This is a genomic window from Thermoactinomyces mirandus (genome assembly GCF_013868055.1).
In the GTDB taxonomy this organism is placed as follows: domain Bacteria; phylum Bacillota; class Bacilli; order Thermoactinomycetales; family Thermoactinomycetaceae; genus Thermoactinomyces; species Thermoactinomyces mirandus.
Genome location: NZ_JACEOL010000042.1, coordinates 22,553 through 40,507 on the forward strand (window position 1 = coordinate 22,553; position 17,955 = coordinate 40,507).

The following is a 17,955-nucleotide window of genomic DNA, read 5'->3' on the forward strand; positions in this document are numbered from 1 at the left end:
TTGGAGGTAATTACTCACTTTGGAGGGCGAAACAATGTCTTATGAAAAAGTGAAACAAGCAAATTCGTTAACGATTGGTACCAAGCAAACCAAAAAGGCCATAGAACAGGGGAAAGCAACCCAGGTTATTGTGGCTGAAGATGCGGATCCGCATGTGATACAACCGGTTATCACGCTTTGTCATGAACGGGGAATCGCTGTGACACGTGTCGACTCAATGAAAAGGCTGGGAAAGGCTTGTGGCATTGAAGTTGGTGCGGCGACAGCGGCGATCATCGAATAGTGTCATCTTTGCAAGATGAGCGACGAAAATATGGGTCGGCTGCATGGAAATTGTGGTCGGCCTCCTGAAATAAAGGTCGTTCGGTTTTTTATAGTGGTGTATGAAACACCTGGATCTGTGGACTTGTTTATTCGTAAATATTCCGTTGAAGGGGGTGCCTGTAAATGCCAACAATTAACCAGCTTGTACGCAAAGGGCGTCAAAGCAAAACAACCAAATCCAAATCTCCAGCACTTCAATATACCTACAACACGTTTAAGAAACAATTCGTATCGCAAAGTGCGCCGCAAAAACGGGGAGTCTGTACCCGTGTAGGCACGATGACGCCAAAGAAACCGAACTCCGCCTTGCGTAAATATGCTCGTGTTCGTTTGAGCAATCAAACCGAGGTTACCGCATATATCCCGGGAATCGGTCATAACCTGCAAGAGCACTCCGTTGTTCTTGTGCGTGGTGGACGTGTGAAAGACTTGCCTGGTGTACGTTATCATATTGTACGTGGTACTTTGGATACGGCTGGCGTTGCCAACCGCATGCAAGGACGCTCGAAATACGGTGCAAAACGTCCAAAAAAATAATGTTGCCTAAGATCGAACAATACGGGATGAATAGGAGGGAGAAGCATGCCACGTAAAGGACCAGTACCTCGTCGGGATGCGTTGCCGGACCCGATTTATAACAGCAAGCTGGTAACCCGGCTTATTAACCGGTTGATGTATGATGGTAAAAAAGGGGTTGCCCAGCGTATTTTGTACGATGCTTTCGATCTCATTCGTGAGCGTTCCGGAAATGACCCGATGGAAGTGTTTGAACAGGCATTAAAAAATGTCATGCCGGTATTGGAAGTCAAGGCGCGCCGTGTAGGCGGTGCCAACTACCAGGTACCGGTTGAAGTAAAACCGGAACGCCGTACCAGCCTTGGGTTGCGTTGGATTGTATCCTACGCACGTCTTCGTGGTGAGAAAACCATGGAAGAACGGTTAGCCAACGAAATTATGGATGCGGCAAACAATACAGGGGCAGCCGTGAAGAAAAAAGAAGATACACACCGTATGGCAGAAGCGAACCGTGCATTTGCACATTATCGCTGGTAATACACTATATTTGTCAACATGAAAGGAGAAATTTCCGATGGCCCGTGAATTCTCCTTGGAAAATACACGTAATATTGGGATTATGGCTCACATTGATGCAGGTAAAACAACAACTACTGAGCGGATTTTGTTCTATACCGGTCGTGTGCATAAAATCGGTGAAACACATGATGGAGCAGCAACCATGGATTGGATGGAACAGGAGCAAGAACGTGGAATCACGATTACTTCGGCTGCAACTACTGCCCAGTGGAAAGGACATCGGATCAATATTATCGATACACCGGGTCACGTTGATTTTACTGTTGAAGTTGAGCGTTCTCTACGTGTATTAGATGGAGCTATAGGGGTATTTTGTGCGAAAGGTGGCGTTGAGCCACAATCCGAAACAGTTTGGCGCCAGGCTGAACATTATCGGGTACCTCGCATTGCCTATGTAAACAAAATGGATATCATTGGTGCCGATTTTTATGGCGCGGTTGAACAAATGCGTGAACGTTTAGGCGCGAATGCTGTTCCGATTCAATTGCCGATTGGTGCTGAAGACACCTTTGAAGGGATCATCGATCTCATCACCATGAAAGCAATTTTTTATACCGATGATTTGGGTACCACCGTCGAAACTCGCGAAATTCCTGAAGAATACAAGGAAAAAGCGGAAGAATATCATACGGCATTACTCGAAGCGGTTGCTGAACTTGATGAAGAGTTGATGATGAAATATCTTGAAGGGGAAGAGCTGACCGTTGACGAGATAAAGGCAACTCTTCGCAAAGGAACCTGTAATGTTGAAATCATTCCGGTTCTTTGCGGATCTTCCTACAGAAACAAAGGGGTTCAACCTTTGTTGGATGCAGTTGTCGATTATATGCCGTCTCCGGTGGATGTTCCGGATATCCGGGGTACATTGCCGGATGGTACGGAAACATCCCGCAAATCAGACGATGACCATCCTTTTGCAGCTTTGGCATTTAAAGTGATGACTGATCCATATGTCGGGAAACTGACTTTCTTCCGTGTATATTCCGGCACACTCAGTTCCGGTTCCTATGTGTTGAACGCAACCAAAGGTAAACGGGAACGGATTGGTCGTATCTTGCAAATGCATGCAAATCATCGTCAAGAAATCGATACGGTGTATGCCGGGGATATTGCTGCCGCTGTTGGACTGAAAGATACAACCACAGGTGAAACACTTTGCGATGAAAAAAATCCCATCATCCTGGAATCGATGGAATTCCCGGAACCCGTTATCGAGATTGCGATTGAGCCCAAGACCAAAAGTGACCAGGATAAAATGGCTGTGGCTCTGTCCAAACTGGCTGAAGAAGACCCGACTTTCAAAACCCATACGGATGAAGAAACCGGTCAAACCATTATCAGCGGAATGGGCGAACTTCATCTGGACATCATCGTGGACCGTCTGAAACGCGAATTTAAGGTGGAAGCCAATGTAGGTGCCCCTCAGGTTGCCTACAAGGAAACTTTCCGCAGCTCTGCCAAAGCAGAAGGCAAATTCATTCGCCAATCTGGTGGACGCGGTCAATATGGTCATGTCTGGGTGGAATTTGAACCGTTGGAAGAAGGAGCCGGTTTCGAGTTCGTGAACAAGATTGTCGGCGGGGTTGTTCCGAAAGAATATATCCCGGCGGTACAACAAGGGATCGAAGAAGCAATGCAAAATGGTGTCTTGGCAGGTTATCCCCTGGTAGATATACGTGCGACACTGTTTGATGGATCCTATCACGATGTTGACTCCTCGGAAATGGCCTTTAAAATTGCCGGTTCAATGGCTTTGAAAGCAGCCAAAAACAAATGTAACCCGGTTCTCCTTGAACCTGTCATGAAGGTAGAAGTTGTTGTGCCTGAAGAGTACATGGGAGATGTAATGGGAGACATCAACTCACGTCGCGGACGTGTTGAAGGTATGGAAGCCCGTGGTGGTGGACAAGTGATTCGTGCGATGGTGCCACTTGCTGAAATGTTCGGTTATGTCAATACCTTGCGTTCCCGTACACAAGGTCGCGGCGTCTTCACAATGTTCTTTGATCATTATGAAGAAGTGCCGAAAAACATTGCCGAAGATATTATCAAAAATGCAACTGGCGAATAACGGACGAGCCTGATAAACTACCTGGTGAAGCGGAAAAGAATTCGCTTCACTGATTACAATAGATCTATTAAAATATTACTTAGTCCTAAGTAAAGGGAGGATTAATAGTCATGGCAAAAGCCAAATACGAACGTACAAAACCTCACGTTAACATTGGAACAATCGGTCACGTTGACCATGGTAAAACCACTCTTACCGCTGCAATCACCACGGTTTTGTCTCAATCTGGTGGTGCTCAAGCACAAGCTTATGACCAAATTGACAAAGCTCCAGAAGAAAAAGAACGTGGAATCACCATTTCTACTGCTCACGTTGAGTATGAAACGGAAAAACGTCACTATGCTCACGTAGACTGCCCCGGACATGCTGATTATGTCAAAAACATGATTACCGGTGCTGCCCAAATGGATGGAGCCATTCTCGTTGTGTCCGCCGCTGACGGTCCAATGCCACAAACCCGTGAACATATCCTGCTTTCCCGTCAGGTTGGTGTTCCGTACATCGTTGTATACTTGAACAAATGCGACATGGTTGATGACGAAGAACTTCTCGAACTCGTTGAAATGGAAGTTCGTGAATTGCTGAGCGAGTATGAATTCCCGGGAGATGACGTGCCGGTTATTCGCGGATCTGCCTTGAAAGCACTTGAAGATCCGACTGGCGAAGCAGCCCAATCCATTCATGAACTGATGGACGCAATCGACGAATATATTCCGGCACCAGAACGCGACACCGACAAACCTTTCCTGATGCCGATTGAAGACGTATTTACCATTACCGGTCGTGGTACTGTTGCAACCGGTCGTGTTGAACGCGGAACCATTAATCTCAGTGATGAAGTAGAAATTGTTGGTTTGGCGGAAACCCGCAAAACGGTTGTAACCGGAATCGAGATGTTCCGTAAACTTCTCGACAGTGCCCAAGCTGGTGACAACATCGGTGCTCTCCTGCGTGGTATTGATCGCAAAGAAGTTCAACGTGGTCAAGTGCTTGCCAAACCAGGTACCGTAAACCCGCACACCAAATTCAAGGCACAAGTTTACGTTCTCTCCAAAGAAGAAGGTGGACGTCATACTCCATTCTTCTCCAACTATCGTCCGCAATTCTACTTCCGTACCACCGACGTAACAGGCGTCATCAAGTTGCCGGAAGGCGTGGAAATGTGCATGCCTGGTGATAACGTGGAAATGGAAGTTGAACTGATTGCTCCGATCGCCATCGAAGATGGCACCCGCTTCGCTATTCGTGAAGGTGGACGTACCGTAGGTGCAGGAGCCGTTACCGAAATCATCGAGTAATGGATGATTTATCGAACAAAGCCGTTATCCGTTTGGATAGCGGCTTTGCTTTAATAAAAGGAAGTTCCAGTTCCTATCATCTGGTAGAGTTTTTGGCTATGGGGAAAATAAGAAGTTTTTTTGCAAGAAAGATTTTTTGTCGTCGGTCAACTCCAGTTCCTGTTCCAGGCAGTACTGATCCGTAGAAATGTTTGATGAGGCAGAGAAGGAATGAATTCACAGATCTTCTTCTTTCAGACTGAGCAGATCCGTGTTGTTATCAGTATTTTCAAAATATACGAGGAGTTTTTTTTCCGGCAGACGGACTGGCGTTGGTAGCTGATTCCTTCCAGATTGGGAACAGGGTGTAAAACTTGTCCGCAAATCAAGGATTACTCTTAACCCCAATTTTTTCAGGCAGGATTTGTCCTTCTGGTCAACTGGACAAATTGGTCTGACCGGTACAGGCATCTCCAGCGGATTCTTGCGTCCGTCATGGGCTTCGGATCACCAGGATTACGGAATTTTGGGGGCTTTGTAAATGCAGGCGGTGTTCGGCTGAAATAATTTGTTTCGATGGAACTGAAAACGGAAATTCAGTCGCCGGCCTGGAGATGGACATGTAAGATAACATGATTTTGGCGGGAAAGCGTTGTAAGGTGGGTTCCTTTCTGAAATATTTTCTGAAGGGAATTATGTGCAAAGATTTTTACGGGGGCCAAGGTGAAAGCGTGAAATGAAACTTTAACCGTCCATCGCTCAGTTGATTGGCATCAACAGTGGATGCATAAGCTCACCTTCTTGTGCAGAATTAAGAAACAAACAATCAATTGTTGTATTATGATCACTTATTGGTATTTTGCCAAAAACAAACATCATACCGTTTTATTTGCTGATGTTTGATTAATTCGACAAAACGCTTCCATATCGGCAAATTTTGGACCTTGGCAAAGATAAACGGTATTTTTCCGAAAAGAAACGGAAAAAAACTTGCATATCGCTTGTTTTTTCTTTATAATCGTGAATGTTGTCATGAACGCGATGAAACGGAAGGTTGCCGACACACCCGGCCCCTTTGCCATGGCCGGGCGGGAAATTTTCGTGGAGAAGTTCATTTGAAAAATGGGCGAGAAGGAGGGTTTGACATGGCAAAACAAAAGATTCGCATTCGGTTAAAGGCTTACGACCACCGCGTATTGGACCAATCTGCGGTAAAAATCGTAGATACAGCCAAGCGGACGGGAGCCAGTGTTTCTGGACCCATTCCGTTGCCAACGGAAAAATCCGTCTATACGATTTTACGAGCGGTTCATAAATATAAGGATTCTCGTGAGCAATTCGAAATGCGCACTCATAAACGTCTTATTGACATCATGAATCCAACTCAGCAAACGGTTGATGCGTTGATGAGATTGGATCTGCCATCCGGTGTCGATATTGAAATCAAATTGTAATCTCTCACTCTGTTAATGGTAGGAGGTGTGCAAGGTGAAAGGGATTCTCGGAAAAAAAATCGGGATGACTCAAGTCTTTAACGAAGACGGAGTCGTAACCCCTGTAACAGTGATTGAAGCAGGTCCATGCGTAGTGTTGCAGAAAAAAGATGTTACGACTGACGGTTATGAAGCCATCCAGCTTGGTTTTGCAGAGAAAAAGGACCATCGTGCAAACAAGCCGGAACACGGTCATGCCAAAAAAGCCGGAGTGAAACCCCAAAAATTCGTCAAGGAGATTCGCGGTGTAAACCTGGCGGATTATGAATTGGGAAGTGTTGTGAAAGCAGATCTCTTTTCTGAAGGTGATATCGTTGATGTAACGGGTACTTCCAAGGGGAAAGGATTTGCCGGGGCAATCAAGCGGCATAATCAGGCACGCGGGCCGATGAGCCACGGTTCCCATTATCATCGCGGGCCAGGTTCTTTGGGTGCGATCGCCCCAAACCGTGTGTTTAAAGGACAAACATTGCCCGGTCGCATGGGCGGAGAACGTGTAACAACACAAAACCTGAAAATTGTACGTATTGATGCAGAAAAAAACTTGCTCTTGATCAAAGGGGCAGTACCAGGCCCGAAAAACAGCTATGTTGTAATCAGGTCTGCTGTGAAAGCAGGTAAGTGATTGAGTGAAGAAAGGAGGAGCATCCATGCCAAAGTTAGCAGTGTTAGATATGAGCGGTAAGCAAGTGGGAGATATCGAGCTTTCTGAAAAAGTTTTTGGTATTGTTCCCAACAAAGCGGTGTTGCATGAGGCAGTCGTAATGCAACAGGCATCCTTGCGCCGCGGTACACATGCAACCAAAAATCGTGCAGCAGTACGTGGTGGCGGCAGAAAACCCTGGAGACAAAAAGGAACAGGCCGCGCACGTCACGGAAGCATCCGTTCCCCGTTGTGGGTTGGTGGCGGAGTCGTCTTTGGTCCGCAACCACGGAGTTATGCTTACAAGCTGCCGAAGAAAGTACGCCGTTTGGCAATCAAATCTGCGCTTTCTTCCAAAGTGAACGATAGCGAACTGATTGTACTGGATGAATTGAAAATGGAACAGCCAAAAACGCGTGAAATGGCTAAGGTTCTCAAAAATCTGGGTGTAGATCGCAAAGCGTTGATTGTTGCAGATCAAGTGGAAGATAATGCAAAACTTTCAGCTCGCAATATTCCCGGAGTGAAGATTATTCCGGCTAACGGCTTGAATGTTCTTGATGTACTTTATCATGACAAGGTCATTCTCACCCGTGGAGCTGTGAATCAGATTGAGGAGGTGCTTGGCCAGTGAGAAACCCACGCGACATCATTCGTCGACCGGTCATCACCGAAGCTTCTACAGACCTCATGGAAGATAAAAAATATGTATTTGAAGTTGATCCGCGCGCAAACAAAGTTGAAGTGAAAAAAGCGGTCGAAGAAATTTTCGGCGTGAAAGTGGAAAAAGTGAACACCATGCGCGTTAAAGGGAAAATTAAACGTTATGGTCGTTACAGCGGACGTACGCCGGAAAAGAAAAAAGCAATTGTGACGCTTACTGATGACAGTAAAGCGATTGAAATGTTTGAAGTATAATTTTTGTGCAAGAAGGAGGGAAAATGAATGGCTGTGAAAAGCTTTAAGCCAACGACCCCATCCCGTCGTCACATGACTGTTTCTTCTTTTGACGAGATTACGACGGATAAACCGGAAAAGTCTTTGGTTGTTTCGCTGGTGAAAAAAGCTGGCCGCAACAACCAGGGAAAACTGACAGTCCGTCACCAGGGCGGGGGTCACAAACGCAAGTATCGTTTGATTGACTTTAAACGTAACAAAGATGGCATTCCAGGCAAAGTTGCCACGATTGAATATGATCCCAACCGTTCTGCAAACATTGCGCTGATCAACTATAAAGATGGAGAAAAGCGTTATATCCTGGCGCCAAACGGTTTGAAAGTCGGAATGACCATTATGTCCGGACCGGAAGCGGATATCCGCGTTGGTAACGCCTTGCCGCTTAAAAATATTCCGGTAGGTACGGTTATTCATAACATTGAAATGAAACCGGGTCATGGCGGACAATTGGTTCGCGCCGCAGGTGCTTCTGCGCAATTGCTCGGGAAAGAAGGAAATTACGCGATCATTCGCCTGACATCCGGCGAAACCCGTATGATTCATCTGGCTTGCCGGGCCACGATCGGTCAGGTTGGCAATCTGGATCATGAGCTGATCAATGTGGGTAAGGCAGGACGCTCTCGCTGGATGGGTAAACGGCCGACTGTACGCGGATCTGTAATGAACCCTGTGGATCACCCGCATGGTGGTGGGGAAGGTCGTGCACCGATCGGACGCAAATCCCCGATGACTCCTTGGGGCAAACCGGCGCTTGGTTATAAAACCCGCAAGAAAAACAAAACATCTGACAAATATATTATTCGTAGTCGCAAAAAGTAATAAAGGCTGTGAGAAAGCCTCACTCGAAGGGAGGTTGAACATATGGGCCGCAGCTTGAAAAAAGGACCATTTGCCGATGCACACTTGATGAAAAAAGTGGAAGAGTTGAACAACAAGAATGAGAAGCGTGTAATCAAAACATGGTCTCGTCGCTCTACTATCTTCCCTGAGTTTGTCGGGCATACATTTGCTGTGCATGATGGTCGCAGACATGTGCCGGTTTATGTGACAGAAGACATGGTTGGTCACAAACTGGGTGAGTTCGTACCAACTCGTACGTTCAGAGGGCATGCCGGTGATGACAAGAAAACAAAAAGACGGTAGAGGTCTCGGTTTAGAGAGGAGGTTACGTTATGGAAGCAAAAGCAGTAGCTCGTTATGTGCGGATTACTCCCCGTAAAGCGCGTTTGGTCATTGACTTGATCCGTGGCAAATCTGTTGACGAGGCACTCGCAATTTTACGCTTTACTCCTCGTGCCGCCTCGCCGATTATCGAGAAAGTGCTGACTTCCGCAGCAGCAAATGCGGAACACAACTACAATTTGGACACCAGCCGTCTGGTTGTAGCGAAAGCTTTCGTAGACGAGGGGCCGACAATGAAGCGTTATATGCCGCGAGCACGGGGAAGTGCGAGCCGGATCAATAAGCGAACCAGCCATATTACGGTAGTTGTATCTGAAAAGTAATCAACGATAAGGAGGGATGAAGCTTTGGGTCAAAAGGTTAATCCAGTAGGTCTGCGTGTTGGCATCATTCGTGACTGGGAATCCAAATGGTATGCTGATAAGGACTATGCTGACCTGTTGCACGAAGATATCAAAATTCGTGAATACATTAAAAAACGACTCAAAGATGCAGCAGTATCCAGCATCGAAATTGAGCGTGCCGCCAATCGGGTCAACATTACCCTTTATACCGCAAAGCCTGGAATGGTTATCGGTAAAGGTGGCACAGAAGTGGAAGCGCTCCGTCAGGCACTTTCGAAACTTACGAACAAGAAGGTTCATATCAATATCAGTGAAGTGAAAAATCCGGAACTTGATGCGTATCTCGTGGCTGAAAGTATTGCGCAACAATTGGAGCGTCGTGTGTCGTTCCGTCGTGCGATGAAACAGGCAATCCAACGTTCGGTTCGTGCTGGCGCCAAAGGAGTTCGCACCCTGGTCAGCGGACGTCTTGGCGGTGCTGACATTGCCCGCAGTGAAGGTTACAGCGAAGGGACTGTACCTCTTCATACATTGCGTGCGGATATTGATTATGGTTTTGCTGAGGCACATACCACATATGGTCGAATTGGCGTGAAAGTATGGATTTATCGTGGTGAAGTACTGCCAACGAAAAATAAAGAAGGAGCAGCGGAAGGAGGCGAGTAACCTATGCTAATGCCAAAACGCGTGAAATTCCGCCGTCCACATCGTCCCAGCCTGAAAGGTCAGGCTAAAGGCGGTACGGAAGTAGCTTTCGGCGAATACGGTATACAGGCTTTAGAACCGGCCTGGATTACCAACCGGCAAATTGAGGCTGCCCGTATTGCCATGACCCGTTATATTAAACGTGGCGGAAAAGTTTGGATCAGGATTTTTCCGGACCAGCCGATTACGCAAAAACCTCTCGAGGTACGGATGGGTAGCGGTAAAGGTTCTCCTGAAAAGTGGGTAGCGGTTGTTAAACCTGGCAAAATTTTGTTTGAATTAGCAGGGGTTCCAGAAGAAGTAGCACGTGAAGCACTGCGCCTTGCGGCTCATAAACTTCCAATCAAAACGAAATTTGTAAAACGTGAAGAAGCGGGTGGTAACGAATGAAAGCAAAAGAGCTGATCGAGTTGACCACCGCCGAAATCGAGCAAAAGCTCGCACAGTACAAGGAAGAACTGTTTAACCTCCGCTTCCAATCGGTAACTGGACAATTGGAAAACCCGGCCCGGTTGCGTCAGGTACGCAAAGACATTGCCCGTTGCAAAACGGTTTTGCGGGAACGCGAACTGGGGATTGAAAGGAGGAAACAGGGATGAACGAGCGTACAACTCGCCGTAAAGTACGTGTCGGCAAAGTGGTCAGCGATAAAATGGATAAGACGATCGTCGTTGCTGTTGAAACCTATAAAAAACATCCACTGTACGGAAAACGCGTAAAATACACCAAAAAATTCAAAGCCCATGATGAAGAAAATCGCGCAAAAATTGGTGATGTCGTAAAAATCATGGAAACTCGTCCGCTTTCGAAAGACAAGCGCTGGCGGTTGCTGGAAATTGTCGAAGAAGCAGTGATTATTTAATGAGACGCGCATGATTGACGCGGGAAGGAGGGAATATTGTGATTCAACCTCAAACACGTCTACGTGTAGCAGATAACTCTGGTGCGAAAGAAGTCATGTGCATTCGTGTACTGGGTGGTTCAAAAAAATCAACGGCCAGCATCGGAGACATCATTGTGGCTTCTGTAAAACAGGCTACACCAGGTGGCGTTGTCAAGAAAGGGGATGTCGTGAAATGCGTGGTCGTACGAACCGTCCGTTCGGTCCGTCGTCCAGATGGTTCCTACATTCGCTTTGACGAGAACGCTGCGGTTGTAATTAAAGATGATAAAAGCCCGCGCGGTACACGGATTTTTGGACCAGTTGCCCGCGAACTGCGTGATCGCGACTTCATGAAAATCATCTCTTTGGCGCCGGAAGTACTCTAAAATGTGTTACAAGGATGAAGTCAGAACACTTCGGTAGGTAAGGAGGTGTCCGGAATGCACATTAAAAAAGGGGATATGGTTATTGTCATGCGGGGTAAGGAAGCACCATATTTCGCTGATGGCAAAAAGGTTTATACTCGCGGCCGTGTAATCAAAGCGATGCCGAAAGAAAACCGTGTACTGGTTGAAGGTATCAACATGGTCAAAAAACACTCCCGCCCGTCCCAGGCCAATCCGCAAGGCGGAATTATCGAACAGGAAGCGCCAATCGATGTATCGAACGTGATGATTGAAGACCCGAAAACCAAACAGCCTACACGGGTTGGTTACAAGTTCGTGGAAGGAAAAAATGGCGAGTTGAAAAAAGTGCGTTATGCAAAAAAATCGGGTGAAATTCTTGACAAGTAATGTTTGAAGAAGGGAGGTAAACCCTGATGGCAGCACGCTTGAAAGAGCACTATATCAATGAGGTATCTCCTGCCCTCATGAAAAAATTTGGATACAAGTCAATCATGCAATTACCGAAAGTGGAAAAAATCGTTATCAACATGGGCGTAGGTGAAGCAATACAAAACTCCAAGGCTTTGGATGGTGCTGTGGAAGACCTCACGCTGATTTCCGGTCAGAAACCGGTGGTTACGCGTGCGAAAAAATCAATTGCCGGATTTAAAGTTCGCGAAGGAATGCCGATCGGAACCAAGGTAACACTTCGTGGTGAACGGATGTACCATTTCCTTGACAAACTGATCAATGTTGCTCTGCCTCGGGTTCGTGATTTTCGTGGTGTTTCCCCGAAATCCTTTGATGGTCGCGGAAACTATACACTTGGCTTGAAAGAGCAGCTGATCTTCCCGGAAATTTCTTATGACAAAGTCGATAAAATTCGTGGTATGGATGTAGTGATTGTCACAACAGCGAGCAATGATGAAGAAGCACGTGAACTGTTGGCCTTGATGGGAATGCCGTTTCGCAAATAAATGAATGAAAAATAATGTCAAAGGAGGGAATCACTTGGCCAAGAAATCGATGATTGTCAGGTCGAAGCGCAATCCGAAGTTTAAAGTGCGTGAATACACGCGTTGTGAACGTTGCGGGCGCCCCCATTCGGTTATGCGCAAGTTCCGTCTCTGTCGTATTTGCTTCCGTGAATTGGCCTACAAAGGGCAGATTCCCGGCGTTAAAAAAGCAAGCTGGTAATGAGGATAGGAAGGAGGGGTTCTTATGGTGATGACAGATCCGATTGCTGATATGTTGACCAGAATTCGGAATGCCAACATGGTACGTCATGAAAGTGTTGAGTTTCCTGCATCTCGTGTAAAACGGGAAATTGCCGAGATTTTGAAACGTGAAGGATTTATTCGTGATGCGGAATATATCGAGGACAACAAACAGGGGATTATTCGGGTTTTCCTGAAATACGGTGCTAACAACAAAAAAGTGATTACCGGGTTGAAACGAATCAGCAAGCCTGGATTACGCGTTTATGTAAAAGCCAATGAGATCCCACGTGTACTTCGTGGATTGGGTATCGCTCTCTTGTCGACAAACAAAGGGATTCTGACAGACAAAGAAGCTCGTCAGCAAAAAGTGGGCGGAGAAGTTATTGCATATATCTGGTAATTGGTTAACGGATGGAGGTGAACGGAATGTCTCGTATCGGTAAAAAGCCGGTTGTGATTCCAAACGGTGTTGAAGTAAAAATTGAAGGGAACATGCTCACGGTAAAAGGCCCGAAAGGTATCTTGTCCCGTAACTTCCATTCCGATATCAACCTCAAGGTTGAAAACAATCAGGTCATCGTTGAACGTCCCAGCGATAACCGCAATCATCGTGCTTTGCATGGAACCACACGCAGCCTGATTGCTGGGATGGTAGAAGGTGTCAGCAACGGGTTTACAAAAACACTTGAGTTGGTTGGTGTCGGATACCGGGCACAGAAAAAAGGAAACAAACTGCTGCTCAACGTTGGTTATTCTCATCCCGTTGAGGTAACTCCGTTGGAAGGCATTGAAATTGATGTTCCTTCGCAGACACAGATTGTTGTAAAAGGGATCGACAAGCAACGGGTTGGCGAAATGGCAGCCAACATTCGTTCGATCCGCGAGCCTGAGCCATATAAAGGCAAAGGAATCAAGTACAGCAATGAAGTGATCAGACGAAAAGAAGGTAAAACCGGGAAGTAATCGTAGCGTGATCAAGAAGGGAGTGAACTAGACCGTGATTCGTAAGGAAGATCGTAACAAAAAACGGAAAAAACGTCACTTGCGTGTTCGGAACAAAATAATGGGTACGGCTGAACGTCCGCGTTTGAACGTTTTCCGTTCTTCCAAAAATATTTATGCTCAACTGATTGATGATATGGCCGGACATACCCTGGCAGCCGCTTCTTCCCTGGATGAAGAAGTAAAAGGCAAAGGCGTAAATGGAGGAACGGTTGATGCGGCACGCGCAGTTGGCGAACTGATCGCAAAACGCGCCGTAGATAAAGGATATCAATCTGTTGTGTTTGACCGCGGTGGATATATTTATCATGGTCGTGTGAAAGCTTTGGCAGAAGGAGCAAGGGAAGGAGGTCTGGACTTTTGAGCAAACAGGATAAGCCACGCAAAAGAGATGCTGCACAATCCGAGTTTATCGAAAAAGTGGTCAATATTAACCGTGTGGCAAAAGTTGTAAAAGGTGGACGCCGTTTTAGCTTCAGCGCCCTCGTGGTTGTAGGTGACGGCAAAGGAAGAGTTGGCGCCGGAATCGGAAAAGCATCTGAAGTGCCGGAAGCGATTCGCAAGGGAATTGAAGATGCGAAAAAGAACATGATTCACGTGCCGCTGATGGGAAATACCATTCCGCATGACATTATCGGTGAATATGGTGCCGGACGGGTTATTCTGAAACCTGCCATGAAAGGTACCGGAGTCATTGCCGGTGGTCCTGTTCGTGATGTGCTGAATGCGGCTGGAGTTGGTGATATCCTTACCAAATCTACGGGTTCAAACAATCCGATCAACATGGTACGTGCCACATTAACCGGATTAAAAAACTTGAAACGTCCGGAAGAAGTAGCAAAACTGCGCGGCAAAAGCGTAGAGGAATTGTTGGGATAAGGAGGGGATGACCGTGGCAAAAAAATTGGCGATAACCCTCAAGCGGAGCATGATTGGCCGCCCGGAAGTCCAACGGGTCACCCTGCGTACACTGGGTTTGACAAAACGTGAACAAACTGTTACGCATCAGGACAATCCGGCCATTCGTGGCATGCTGAACAAAGTAAAACATCTGGTTGAGGTGCAGGAACTTGGCGAATAATTTGTATGACATGCTGAAGAGGAGGTGCGAGGGATGAAGTTGCATGAACTGAAACCTGCTGCGGGTGCCCGCAAGGCCAAAAAACGTCTTGGGCGCGGAATTTCAGCGGGTCAGGGAAAAACTTCGGGACGTGGTCATAAAGGACAAAATGCACGTTCTGGCGGTGGAGTCCGGCCCGGTTTTGAAGGAGGCCAAAACCCGATTTACCGCCGTTTGCCAAAACGTGGTTTTACCAATCCGAATCGTGTCGAATATGCGATTATCAATATGGATACCTTGAATCGCTTTGAAGAAGGCACGGTGGTAACACCGGAATTCCTGGTGGAAAAAGGCGTCTTAAAGAACCTCAAAGGCGGACTGAAAGTTTTGGGCAATGGTGAACTCGAGAAAAAACTGACTGTAAAAGCTCATAAATTCTCTGCTTCTGCGATCGAGAAAATTAACGCCGCTGGTGGATCGACGGAGGTAATCTAATGATTCGGAACTTGGGAAATATCTTTAAGGTGGAAGATCTTCGTCGTCGCATTTTGTATACTTTAATGATGTTAGTGATATTTCGGATCGGAAGCTTCATTCCGGTTCCGAACACTAACGCGGAAGTTCTCCAAAGGTTGATGGAACAAGCTCAGGGAGTTTTTGGCCTCATCAACGCGTTTTCAGGAGGCGCTTTTACGAACTTCTCCATTTTCGCAATGGGAATCATGCCTTATATCACCGCTTCGATCATTGTGCAGCTGCTGACGATGGATGTCGTTCCGGCTTTTGCGCGTTGGGCGAAGGAAGGTGAAGTTGGACGCCGCAAGCTGGCACAATTCACCCGCTACTTTACCATTGGACTGGGATTGATCCAGTCGATCGGTTTGGCAGTAGGTTTTAACCGCTATGTTACCGGGTTTGTGGAGGACCAAAGCATATGGTCTTACGCTTTGATTTCCCTGACACTTACTGCGGGTACCGCGTTCCTGATGTGGATGGGGGAACAAATTACGGATAAAGGAATCGGCAACGGGATTTCCATTTTGATTTTCGCCGGGATTGTTGCTGCGATTCCAGGGCATGCCGGTGCCATTTACACCACGTTGTTTGTTGAAGGAAACGAACTGTTCCTTGGCATTCTGAAAGCCGTAGGTATTTTGTTGGCTGTGGTTCTTGTGGTTGTTGGAGTCATTTATATTCAACAGGGCGTTCGCAGAATTCCTGTGCAATACACGAAACGAGTCGTTGGCCGTAAAATGTATGGTGGTCAGTCAACACATATTCCATTGAAAGTAAATGCAGCCGGGGTTATTCCCGTCATTTTTGCGCTTGCTCTGTTGATGTTCCCGGTTACCATCGCCAGTTTTTGGCAAGGTCATCCGGTTGCAAACTGGATTCAGGCCAATTTCGACTATACCAAGGTTGGCCTGGGTATGGTGCTGTATGTTGTATTGATCATCGGATTCACTTATTTCTATACTTTTGTTCAGATTAACCCGATTCAGTTAGCTGACCAAATGAAGAAAAATGGTGGCTTTATTCCAGGAATTCGTCCCGGCAAGAATACCTCGACCTATTTGACGAAACTGATGAACCGTTTAACGTTGACCGGTTCGCTTTTCCTGGCTGCCGTTTCGATTCTGCCGATCTTCTTCATCAGTTTTGCGGGTCTGCCAGACTCCGTACAAATTGGGGGAACTTCACTCCTCATCGTGGTTGGGGTTGCGCTTGAGACAATGAAAACGATCGAAAGTCAGTTGATAAAACGACACTATAAAGGTTTTATGCATAAATAAAGTCGTCCATTCCCCGGATGGATGTCCGGGGAGACGGAATGGATTTGATCCGAACTTTGGTTAATGAAACTGTATTTGCGGACCACCCGTAGACAGTTGAACCGGGAGGGATAAGATTGAATATTGTACTCATGGGCTTACCCGGAGCTGGAAAAGGGACGCAAGCGGCACATATTGTTGACGAATTGAATATTCCGCATATCTCGACAGGTGATATGTTTCGCCAGGCTGTAAAGGAAGAAACGCCGCTCGGCTTGGAAGCAAAATCTTACATGGATCAGGGTAAACTGGTTCCTGACCACGTAACGATCGGTATTGTGCGTGACCGTTTGGGCAAAGATGATTGTGCAAACGGATTTTTGTTGGATGGTTTTCCCAGAACCGTTCCTCAGGCAGAAGCACTGGATAACCTGACAGCAGAATTGAATCGTCCTGTTAATTATGTGATCTATATTGATGTGGATGAGGAGGAACTCCTGAAACGTCTGACGGGTAGACGCATCTGTCGCAGTTGTGGTGCGACATATCATGTTGTTTTTGCTCCGCCGAAAGAGAATGGGGTTTGTGACCGCTGTGGGGGCGAGCTGTACCAACGGGATGATGATCGAAGTGAAACGGTCCAAGAGCGTTTGAAAGTAAACCTGGAACAGACAAAGCACCTGCTTTGTTATTATGAATCAACTGGCAAACTTCATCGCGTGGATGGGAAACAGCCGATTGGAGCTGTGACCGATGAGATCCTGGCATTGATTAGAGGGTCAAAAGAATGATTATATTAAAATCGGCTAAAGAGCTTGAGCGAATGAAACAAGCGGGAAGAATCGTATATTTGACTCACCAGGAATTGAAAAAGGCCATTCAGCCGGGAATAACCACCAAGGAACTGGATCGGCTGGCTGAGAAAGTCATTCGTGGATATGGTGCCACTCCTTCATTTAAGGGATATAATGGATTTCCGGGGAGTATCTGTACATCAGTCAATGAAGAATTGGTACACGGTATTCCCGGTAAAAGGCAATTAAAAGAAGGAGATATCATTTCCCTGGATATCGGAGCTTGTTATGAGGGATATCATGGTGATTCTGCATGGACTTATCCGGTTGGAAAGATCATTCCCGAAGCGGAAAGACTTCTGAAAGTGACCGAAGAATCCCTCTATAAAGGCTTGGAACAGGCCAAGCCGGGTGCCAGATTGGGTGATATTTCTCATGCCATACAAACAGTGGCGGAGGATGCCGGGTTCTCCATCGTCCGTGAATATGTCGGACATGGAGTGGGTCAAAACTTGCATGAGGCGCCGAGCATACCCAATTACGGACTTCCTGGAAAAGGTCCCCGCCTGAAACCAGGAATGACCCTCGCCATTGAACCGATGGTTAATTACGGGAAGCGGTTTGTACGGACATTACCTGACAACTGGACAGTTGTAACAACGGATGGTTCCCTTTGTGCACACTTTGAGCATTCGATTGCGATCACGGATGAAGGCCATGAGATTCTGACCACGGAGTAATCCAGGT

General features: G+C 46.7%; 29 protein-coding genes. All 29 read left to right on the plus strand.

Features of this window, described 5'->3' with window-relative positions:
* Positions 1–34 precede the first annotated feature (34 nt).
* The 29 genes from H2C83_RS12965 to map all read left to right on the plus strand — a co-directional run bounded on the left by H2C83_RS12965 (position 35) and on the right by map (position 17,948).
* On the plus strand, positions 35–283 hold the full coding sequence (locus tag H2C83_RS12965; RefSeq protein ID WP_181741428.1) for a 50S ribosomal protein L7ae-like protein: 249 nt from the start codon (positions 35–37) through the stop codon (positions 281–283).
* A 164-nt stretch (positions 284–447) separates the two neighbouring features.
* Entirely contained in the window at positions 448–861 is a 414-nt protein-coding gene (gene rpsL, locus H2C83_RS12970) for a 30S ribosomal protein S12 (protein WP_181741430.1), read from the plus strand.
* 45 nt (positions 862–906) lie between these two features.
* Positions 907–1,377, plus strand: coding sequence for a 30S ribosomal protein S7 (gene rpsG / locus H2C83_RS12975; RefSeq protein ID WP_181741432.1), 471 nt, complete (start codon positions 907–909; stop codon positions 1,375–1,377).
* 37 nt (positions 1,378–1,414) lie between these two features.
* Positions 1,415–3,490: an elongation factor G gene (gene fusA / locus H2C83_RS12980; protein WP_181741434.1), complete on the plus strand. Its 2,076-nt coding sequence runs from the start codon at positions 1,415–1,417 to the stop codon at positions 3,488–3,490.
* A 110-nt stretch (positions 3,491–3,600) separates the two neighbouring features.
* Positions 3,601–4,788: an elongation factor Tu gene (gene tuf / locus H2C83_RS12985; RefSeq protein ID WP_181741436.1), complete on the plus strand. Its 1,188-nt coding sequence runs from the start codon at positions 3,601–3,603 to the stop codon at positions 4,786–4,788.
* 1,124 nt (positions 4,789–5,912) lie between these two features.
* Complete coding sequence (gene rpsJ, locus H2C83_RS12990; protein WP_181741438.1) at positions 5,913–6,221, plus strand: 30S ribosomal protein S10; 309 nt, start codon at positions 5,913–5,915, stop codon at positions 6,219–6,221.
* A 34-nt stretch (positions 6,222–6,255) separates the two neighbouring features.
* Positions 6,256–6,885, plus strand: a complete 630-nt coding sequence (gene rplC, locus H2C83_RS12995; protein WP_181741440.1) for a 50S ribosomal protein L3 — start codon at positions 6,256–6,258, stop codon at positions 6,883–6,885.
* A 25-nt stretch (positions 6,886–6,910) separates the two neighbouring features.
* Positions 6,911–7,537, plus strand: coding sequence for a 50S ribosomal protein L4 (gene rplD / locus H2C83_RS13000; RefSeq protein ID WP_181741441.1), 627 nt, complete (start codon positions 6,911–6,913; stop codon positions 7,535–7,537).
* Positions 7,534–7,821, plus strand: a complete 288-nt coding sequence (rplW, locus tag H2C83_RS13005; RefSeq protein WP_181741443.1) for a 50S ribosomal protein L23 — start codon at positions 7,534–7,536, stop codon at positions 7,819–7,821. The genes rplD and rplW overlap by 4 nt, the downstream gene beginning before the upstream one ends.
* Before the next feature lie 27 nt (positions 7,822–7,848).
* Positions 7,849–8,679, plus strand: coding sequence for a 50S ribosomal protein L2 (gene rplB / locus H2C83_RS13010; RefSeq protein WP_181741445.1), 831 nt, complete (start codon positions 7,849–7,851; stop codon positions 8,677–8,679).
* 42 nt (positions 8,680–8,721) lie between these two features.
* Positions 8,722–9,003, plus strand: coding sequence for a 30S ribosomal protein S19 (gene rpsS / locus H2C83_RS13015; RefSeq protein ID WP_181741447.1), 282 nt, complete (start codon positions 8,722–8,724; stop codon positions 9,001–9,003).
* Between the two features lie 29 nt (positions 9,004–9,032).
* The gene (gene rplV / locus H2C83_RS13020) at positions 9,033–9,365 is read left to right on the plus strand and encodes a 50S ribosomal protein L22 (protein ID WP_181741449.1); all 333 of its coding nucleotides are present in this window, start codon (positions 9,033–9,035) and stop codon (positions 9,363–9,365) included.
* Between the two features lie 24 nt (positions 9,366–9,389).
* Positions 9,390–10,052, plus strand: coding sequence for a 30S ribosomal protein S3 (gene rpsC, locus H2C83_RS13025; protein WP_181741451.1), 663 nt, complete (start codon positions 9,390–9,392; stop codon positions 10,050–10,052).
* Between the two features lie 3 nt (positions 10,053–10,055).
* On the plus strand, positions 10,056–10,481 hold the full coding sequence (rplP, locus tag H2C83_RS13030; protein ID WP_181741453.1) for a 50S ribosomal protein L16: 426 nt from the start codon (positions 10,056–10,058) through the stop codon (positions 10,479–10,481).
* Positions 10,478–10,690: a 50S ribosomal protein L29 gene (gene rpmC / locus H2C83_RS13035; protein ID WP_181741455.1), complete on the plus strand. Its 213-nt coding sequence runs from the start codon at positions 10,478–10,480 to the stop codon at positions 10,688–10,690. Before rplP ends, rpmC begins: the two co-directional genes overlap by 4 nt.
* Complete coding sequence (gene rpsQ, locus H2C83_RS13040) at positions 10,687–10,953, plus strand: 30S ribosomal protein S17 (RefSeq protein ID WP_181741457.1); 267 nt, start codon at positions 10,687–10,689, stop codon at positions 10,951–10,953. Before rpmC ends, rpsQ begins: the two co-directional genes overlap by 4 nt.
* A 38-nt stretch (positions 10,954–10,991) precedes the next feature.
* Positions 10,992–11,360, plus strand: coding sequence for a 50S ribosomal protein L14 (gene rplN, locus H2C83_RS13045; RefSeq protein ID WP_181741459.1), 369 nt, complete (start codon positions 10,992–10,994; stop codon positions 11,358–11,360).
* A 54-nt stretch (positions 11,361–11,414) separates the two neighbouring features.
* Positions 11,415–11,768 (plus strand): 50S ribosomal protein L24, encoded by a 354-nt coding sequence (gene rplX, locus H2C83_RS13050; RefSeq protein ID WP_181741461.1) that lies wholly within the window; start codon positions 11,415–11,417, stop codon positions 11,766–11,768.
* Between the two features lie 26 nt (positions 11,769–11,794).
* Positions 11,795–12,337 (plus strand): 50S ribosomal protein L5, encoded by a 543-nt coding sequence (gene rplE / locus H2C83_RS13055; RefSeq protein WP_181741463.1) that lies wholly within the window; start codon positions 11,795–11,797, stop codon positions 12,335–12,337.
* A 34-nt stretch (positions 12,338–12,371) separates the two neighbouring features.
* Positions 12,372–12,557, plus strand: coding sequence for a type Z 30S ribosomal protein S14 (locus H2C83_RS13060; protein WP_181741535.1), 186 nt, complete (start codon positions 12,372–12,374; stop codon positions 12,555–12,557).
* Between the two features lie 24 nt (positions 12,558–12,581).
* Positions 12,582–12,980, plus strand: a complete 399-nt coding sequence (gene rpsH / locus H2C83_RS13065; RefSeq protein WP_181741465.1) for a 30S ribosomal protein S8 — start codon at positions 12,582–12,584, stop codon at positions 12,978–12,980.
* A gap of 26 nt (positions 12,981–13,006) precedes the next feature.
* A complete protein-coding gene (gene rplF, locus H2C83_RS13070; RefSeq protein WP_181741467.1) occupies positions 13,007–13,543 on the plus strand; it encodes a 50S ribosomal protein L6 in 537 nt (178 codons plus the stop codon).
* Positions 13,544–13,577: 34 nt separating this feature from the next.
* Positions 13,578–13,946, plus strand: coding sequence for a 50S ribosomal protein L18 (gene rplR, locus H2C83_RS13075; protein WP_181741469.1), 369 nt, complete (start codon positions 13,578–13,580; stop codon positions 13,944–13,946).
* On the plus strand, positions 13,943–14,461 hold the full coding sequence (rpsE, locus tag H2C83_RS13080; RefSeq protein WP_181741471.1) for a 30S ribosomal protein S5: 519 nt from the start codon (positions 13,943–13,945) through the stop codon (positions 14,459–14,461). Before rplR ends, rpsE begins: the two co-directional genes overlap by 4 nt.
* 7 nt (positions 14,462–14,468) lie before the next feature.
* The gene (rpmD, locus tag H2C83_RS13085; RefSeq protein WP_181741473.1) at positions 14,469–14,663 is read left to right on the plus strand and encodes a 50S ribosomal protein L30; all 195 of its coding nucleotides are present in this window, start codon (positions 14,469–14,471) and stop codon (positions 14,661–14,663) included.
* 33 nt (positions 14,664–14,696) lie between these two features.
* Positions 14,697–15,137, plus strand: a complete 441-nt coding sequence (gene rplO, locus H2C83_RS13090) for a 50S ribosomal protein L15 (RefSeq protein ID WP_181741475.1) — start codon at positions 14,697–14,699, stop codon at positions 15,135–15,137.
* Positions 15,137–16,435, plus strand: a complete 1,299-nt coding sequence (gene secY / locus H2C83_RS13095; protein WP_181741477.1) for a preprotein translocase subunit SecY — start codon at positions 15,137–15,139, stop codon at positions 16,433–16,435. The genes rplO and secY overlap by 1 nt, the downstream gene beginning before the upstream one ends.
* 116 nt (positions 16,436–16,551) lie before the next feature.
* Positions 16,552–17,205 carry an adenylate kinase gene (locus H2C83_RS13100; protein WP_181741479.1) on the plus strand — a complete coding sequence of 218 codons (654 nt, stop codon included), beginning with the start codon at positions 16,552–16,554 and terminating at the stop codon, positions 17,203–17,205.
* A complete protein-coding gene (gene map, locus H2C83_RS13105; protein ID WP_181741481.1) occupies positions 17,202–17,948 on the plus strand; it encodes a type I methionyl aminopeptidase in 747 nt (248 codons plus the stop codon). The genes H2C83_RS13100 and map overlap by 4 nt, the downstream gene beginning before the upstream one ends.
* Positions 17,949–17,955 lie beyond the last annotated feature (7 nt).

Coding starts and splice junctions, on each gene's coding strand:
- H2C83_RS12965 (WP_181741428.1), top strand. CDS start 35: ATGTCTTATGAAAAAGTGAAACAAGCAAATTCGTTAACGATTGGTACC.
- rpsL (WP_181741430.1), top strand. CDS start 448: ATGCCAACAATTAACCAGCTTGTACGCAAAGGGCGTCAAAGCAAAACA.
- rpsG (WP_181741432.1), top strand. CDS start 907: ATGCCACGTAAAGGACCAGTACCTCGTCGGGATGCGTTGCCGGACCCG.
- fusA (WP_181741434.1), top strand. CDS start 1,415: ATGGCCCGTGAATTCTCCTTGGAAAATACACGTAATATTGGGATTATG.
- tuf (WP_181741436.1), top strand. CDS start 3,601: ATGGCAAAAGCCAAATACGAACGTACAAAACCTCACGTTAACATTGGA.
- rpsJ (WP_181741438.1), top strand. CDS start 5,913: ATGGCAAAACAAAAGATTCGCATTCGGTTAAAGGCTTACGACCACCGC.
- rplD (WP_181741441.1), top strand. CDS start 6,911: ATGCCAAAGTTAGCAGTGTTAGATATGAGCGGTAAGCAAGTGGGAGAT.
- rplB (WP_181741445.1), top strand. CDS start 7,849: ATGGCTGTGAAAAGCTTTAAGCCAACGACCCCATCCCGTCGTCACATG.
- rpsS (WP_181741447.1), top strand. CDS start 8,722: ATGGGCCGCAGCTTGAAAAAAGGACCATTTGCCGATGCACACTTGATG.
- rplV (WP_181741449.1), top strand. CDS start 9,033: ATGGAAGCAAAAGCAGTAGCTCGTTATGTGCGGATTACTCCCCGTAAA.
- rplP (WP_181741453.1), top strand. CDS start 10,056: ATGCTAATGCCAAAACGCGTGAAATTCCGCCGTCCACATCGTCCCAGC.
- rpmC (WP_181741455.1), top strand. CDS start 10,478: ATGAAAGCAAAAGAGCTGATCGAGTTGACCACCGCCGAAATCGAGCAA.
- rpsQ (WP_181741457.1), top strand. CDS start 10,687: ATGAACGAGCGTACAACTCGCCGTAAAGTACGTGTCGGCAAAGTGGTC.
- rplX (WP_181741461.1), top strand. CDS start 11,415: ATGCACATTAAAAAAGGGGATATGGTTATTGTCATGCGGGGTAAGGAA.
- rplE (WP_181741463.1), top strand. CDS start 11,795: ATGGCAGCACGCTTGAAAGAGCACTATATCAATGAGGTATCTCCTGCC.
- rpsH (WP_181741465.1), top strand. CDS start 12,582: ATGGTGATGACAGATCCGATTGCTGATATGTTGACCAGAATTCGGAAT.
- rplF (WP_181741467.1), top strand. CDS start 13,007: ATGTCTCGTATCGGTAAAAAGCCGGTTGTGATTCCAAACGGTGTTGAA.
- rpmD (WP_181741473.1), top strand. CDS start 14,469: ATGACCGTGGCAAAAAAATTGGCGATAACCCTCAAGCGGAGCATGATT.
- rplO (WP_181741475.1), top strand. CDS start 14,697: ATGAAGTTGCATGAACTGAAACCTGCTGCGGGTGCCCGCAAGGCCAAA.
- secY (WP_181741477.1), top strand. CDS start 15,137: ATGATTCGGAACTTGGGAAATATCTTTAAGGTGGAAGATCTTCGTCGT.
- map (WP_181741481.1), top strand. CDS start 17,202: ATGATTATATTAAAATCGGCTAAAGAGCTTGAGCGAATGAAACAAGCG.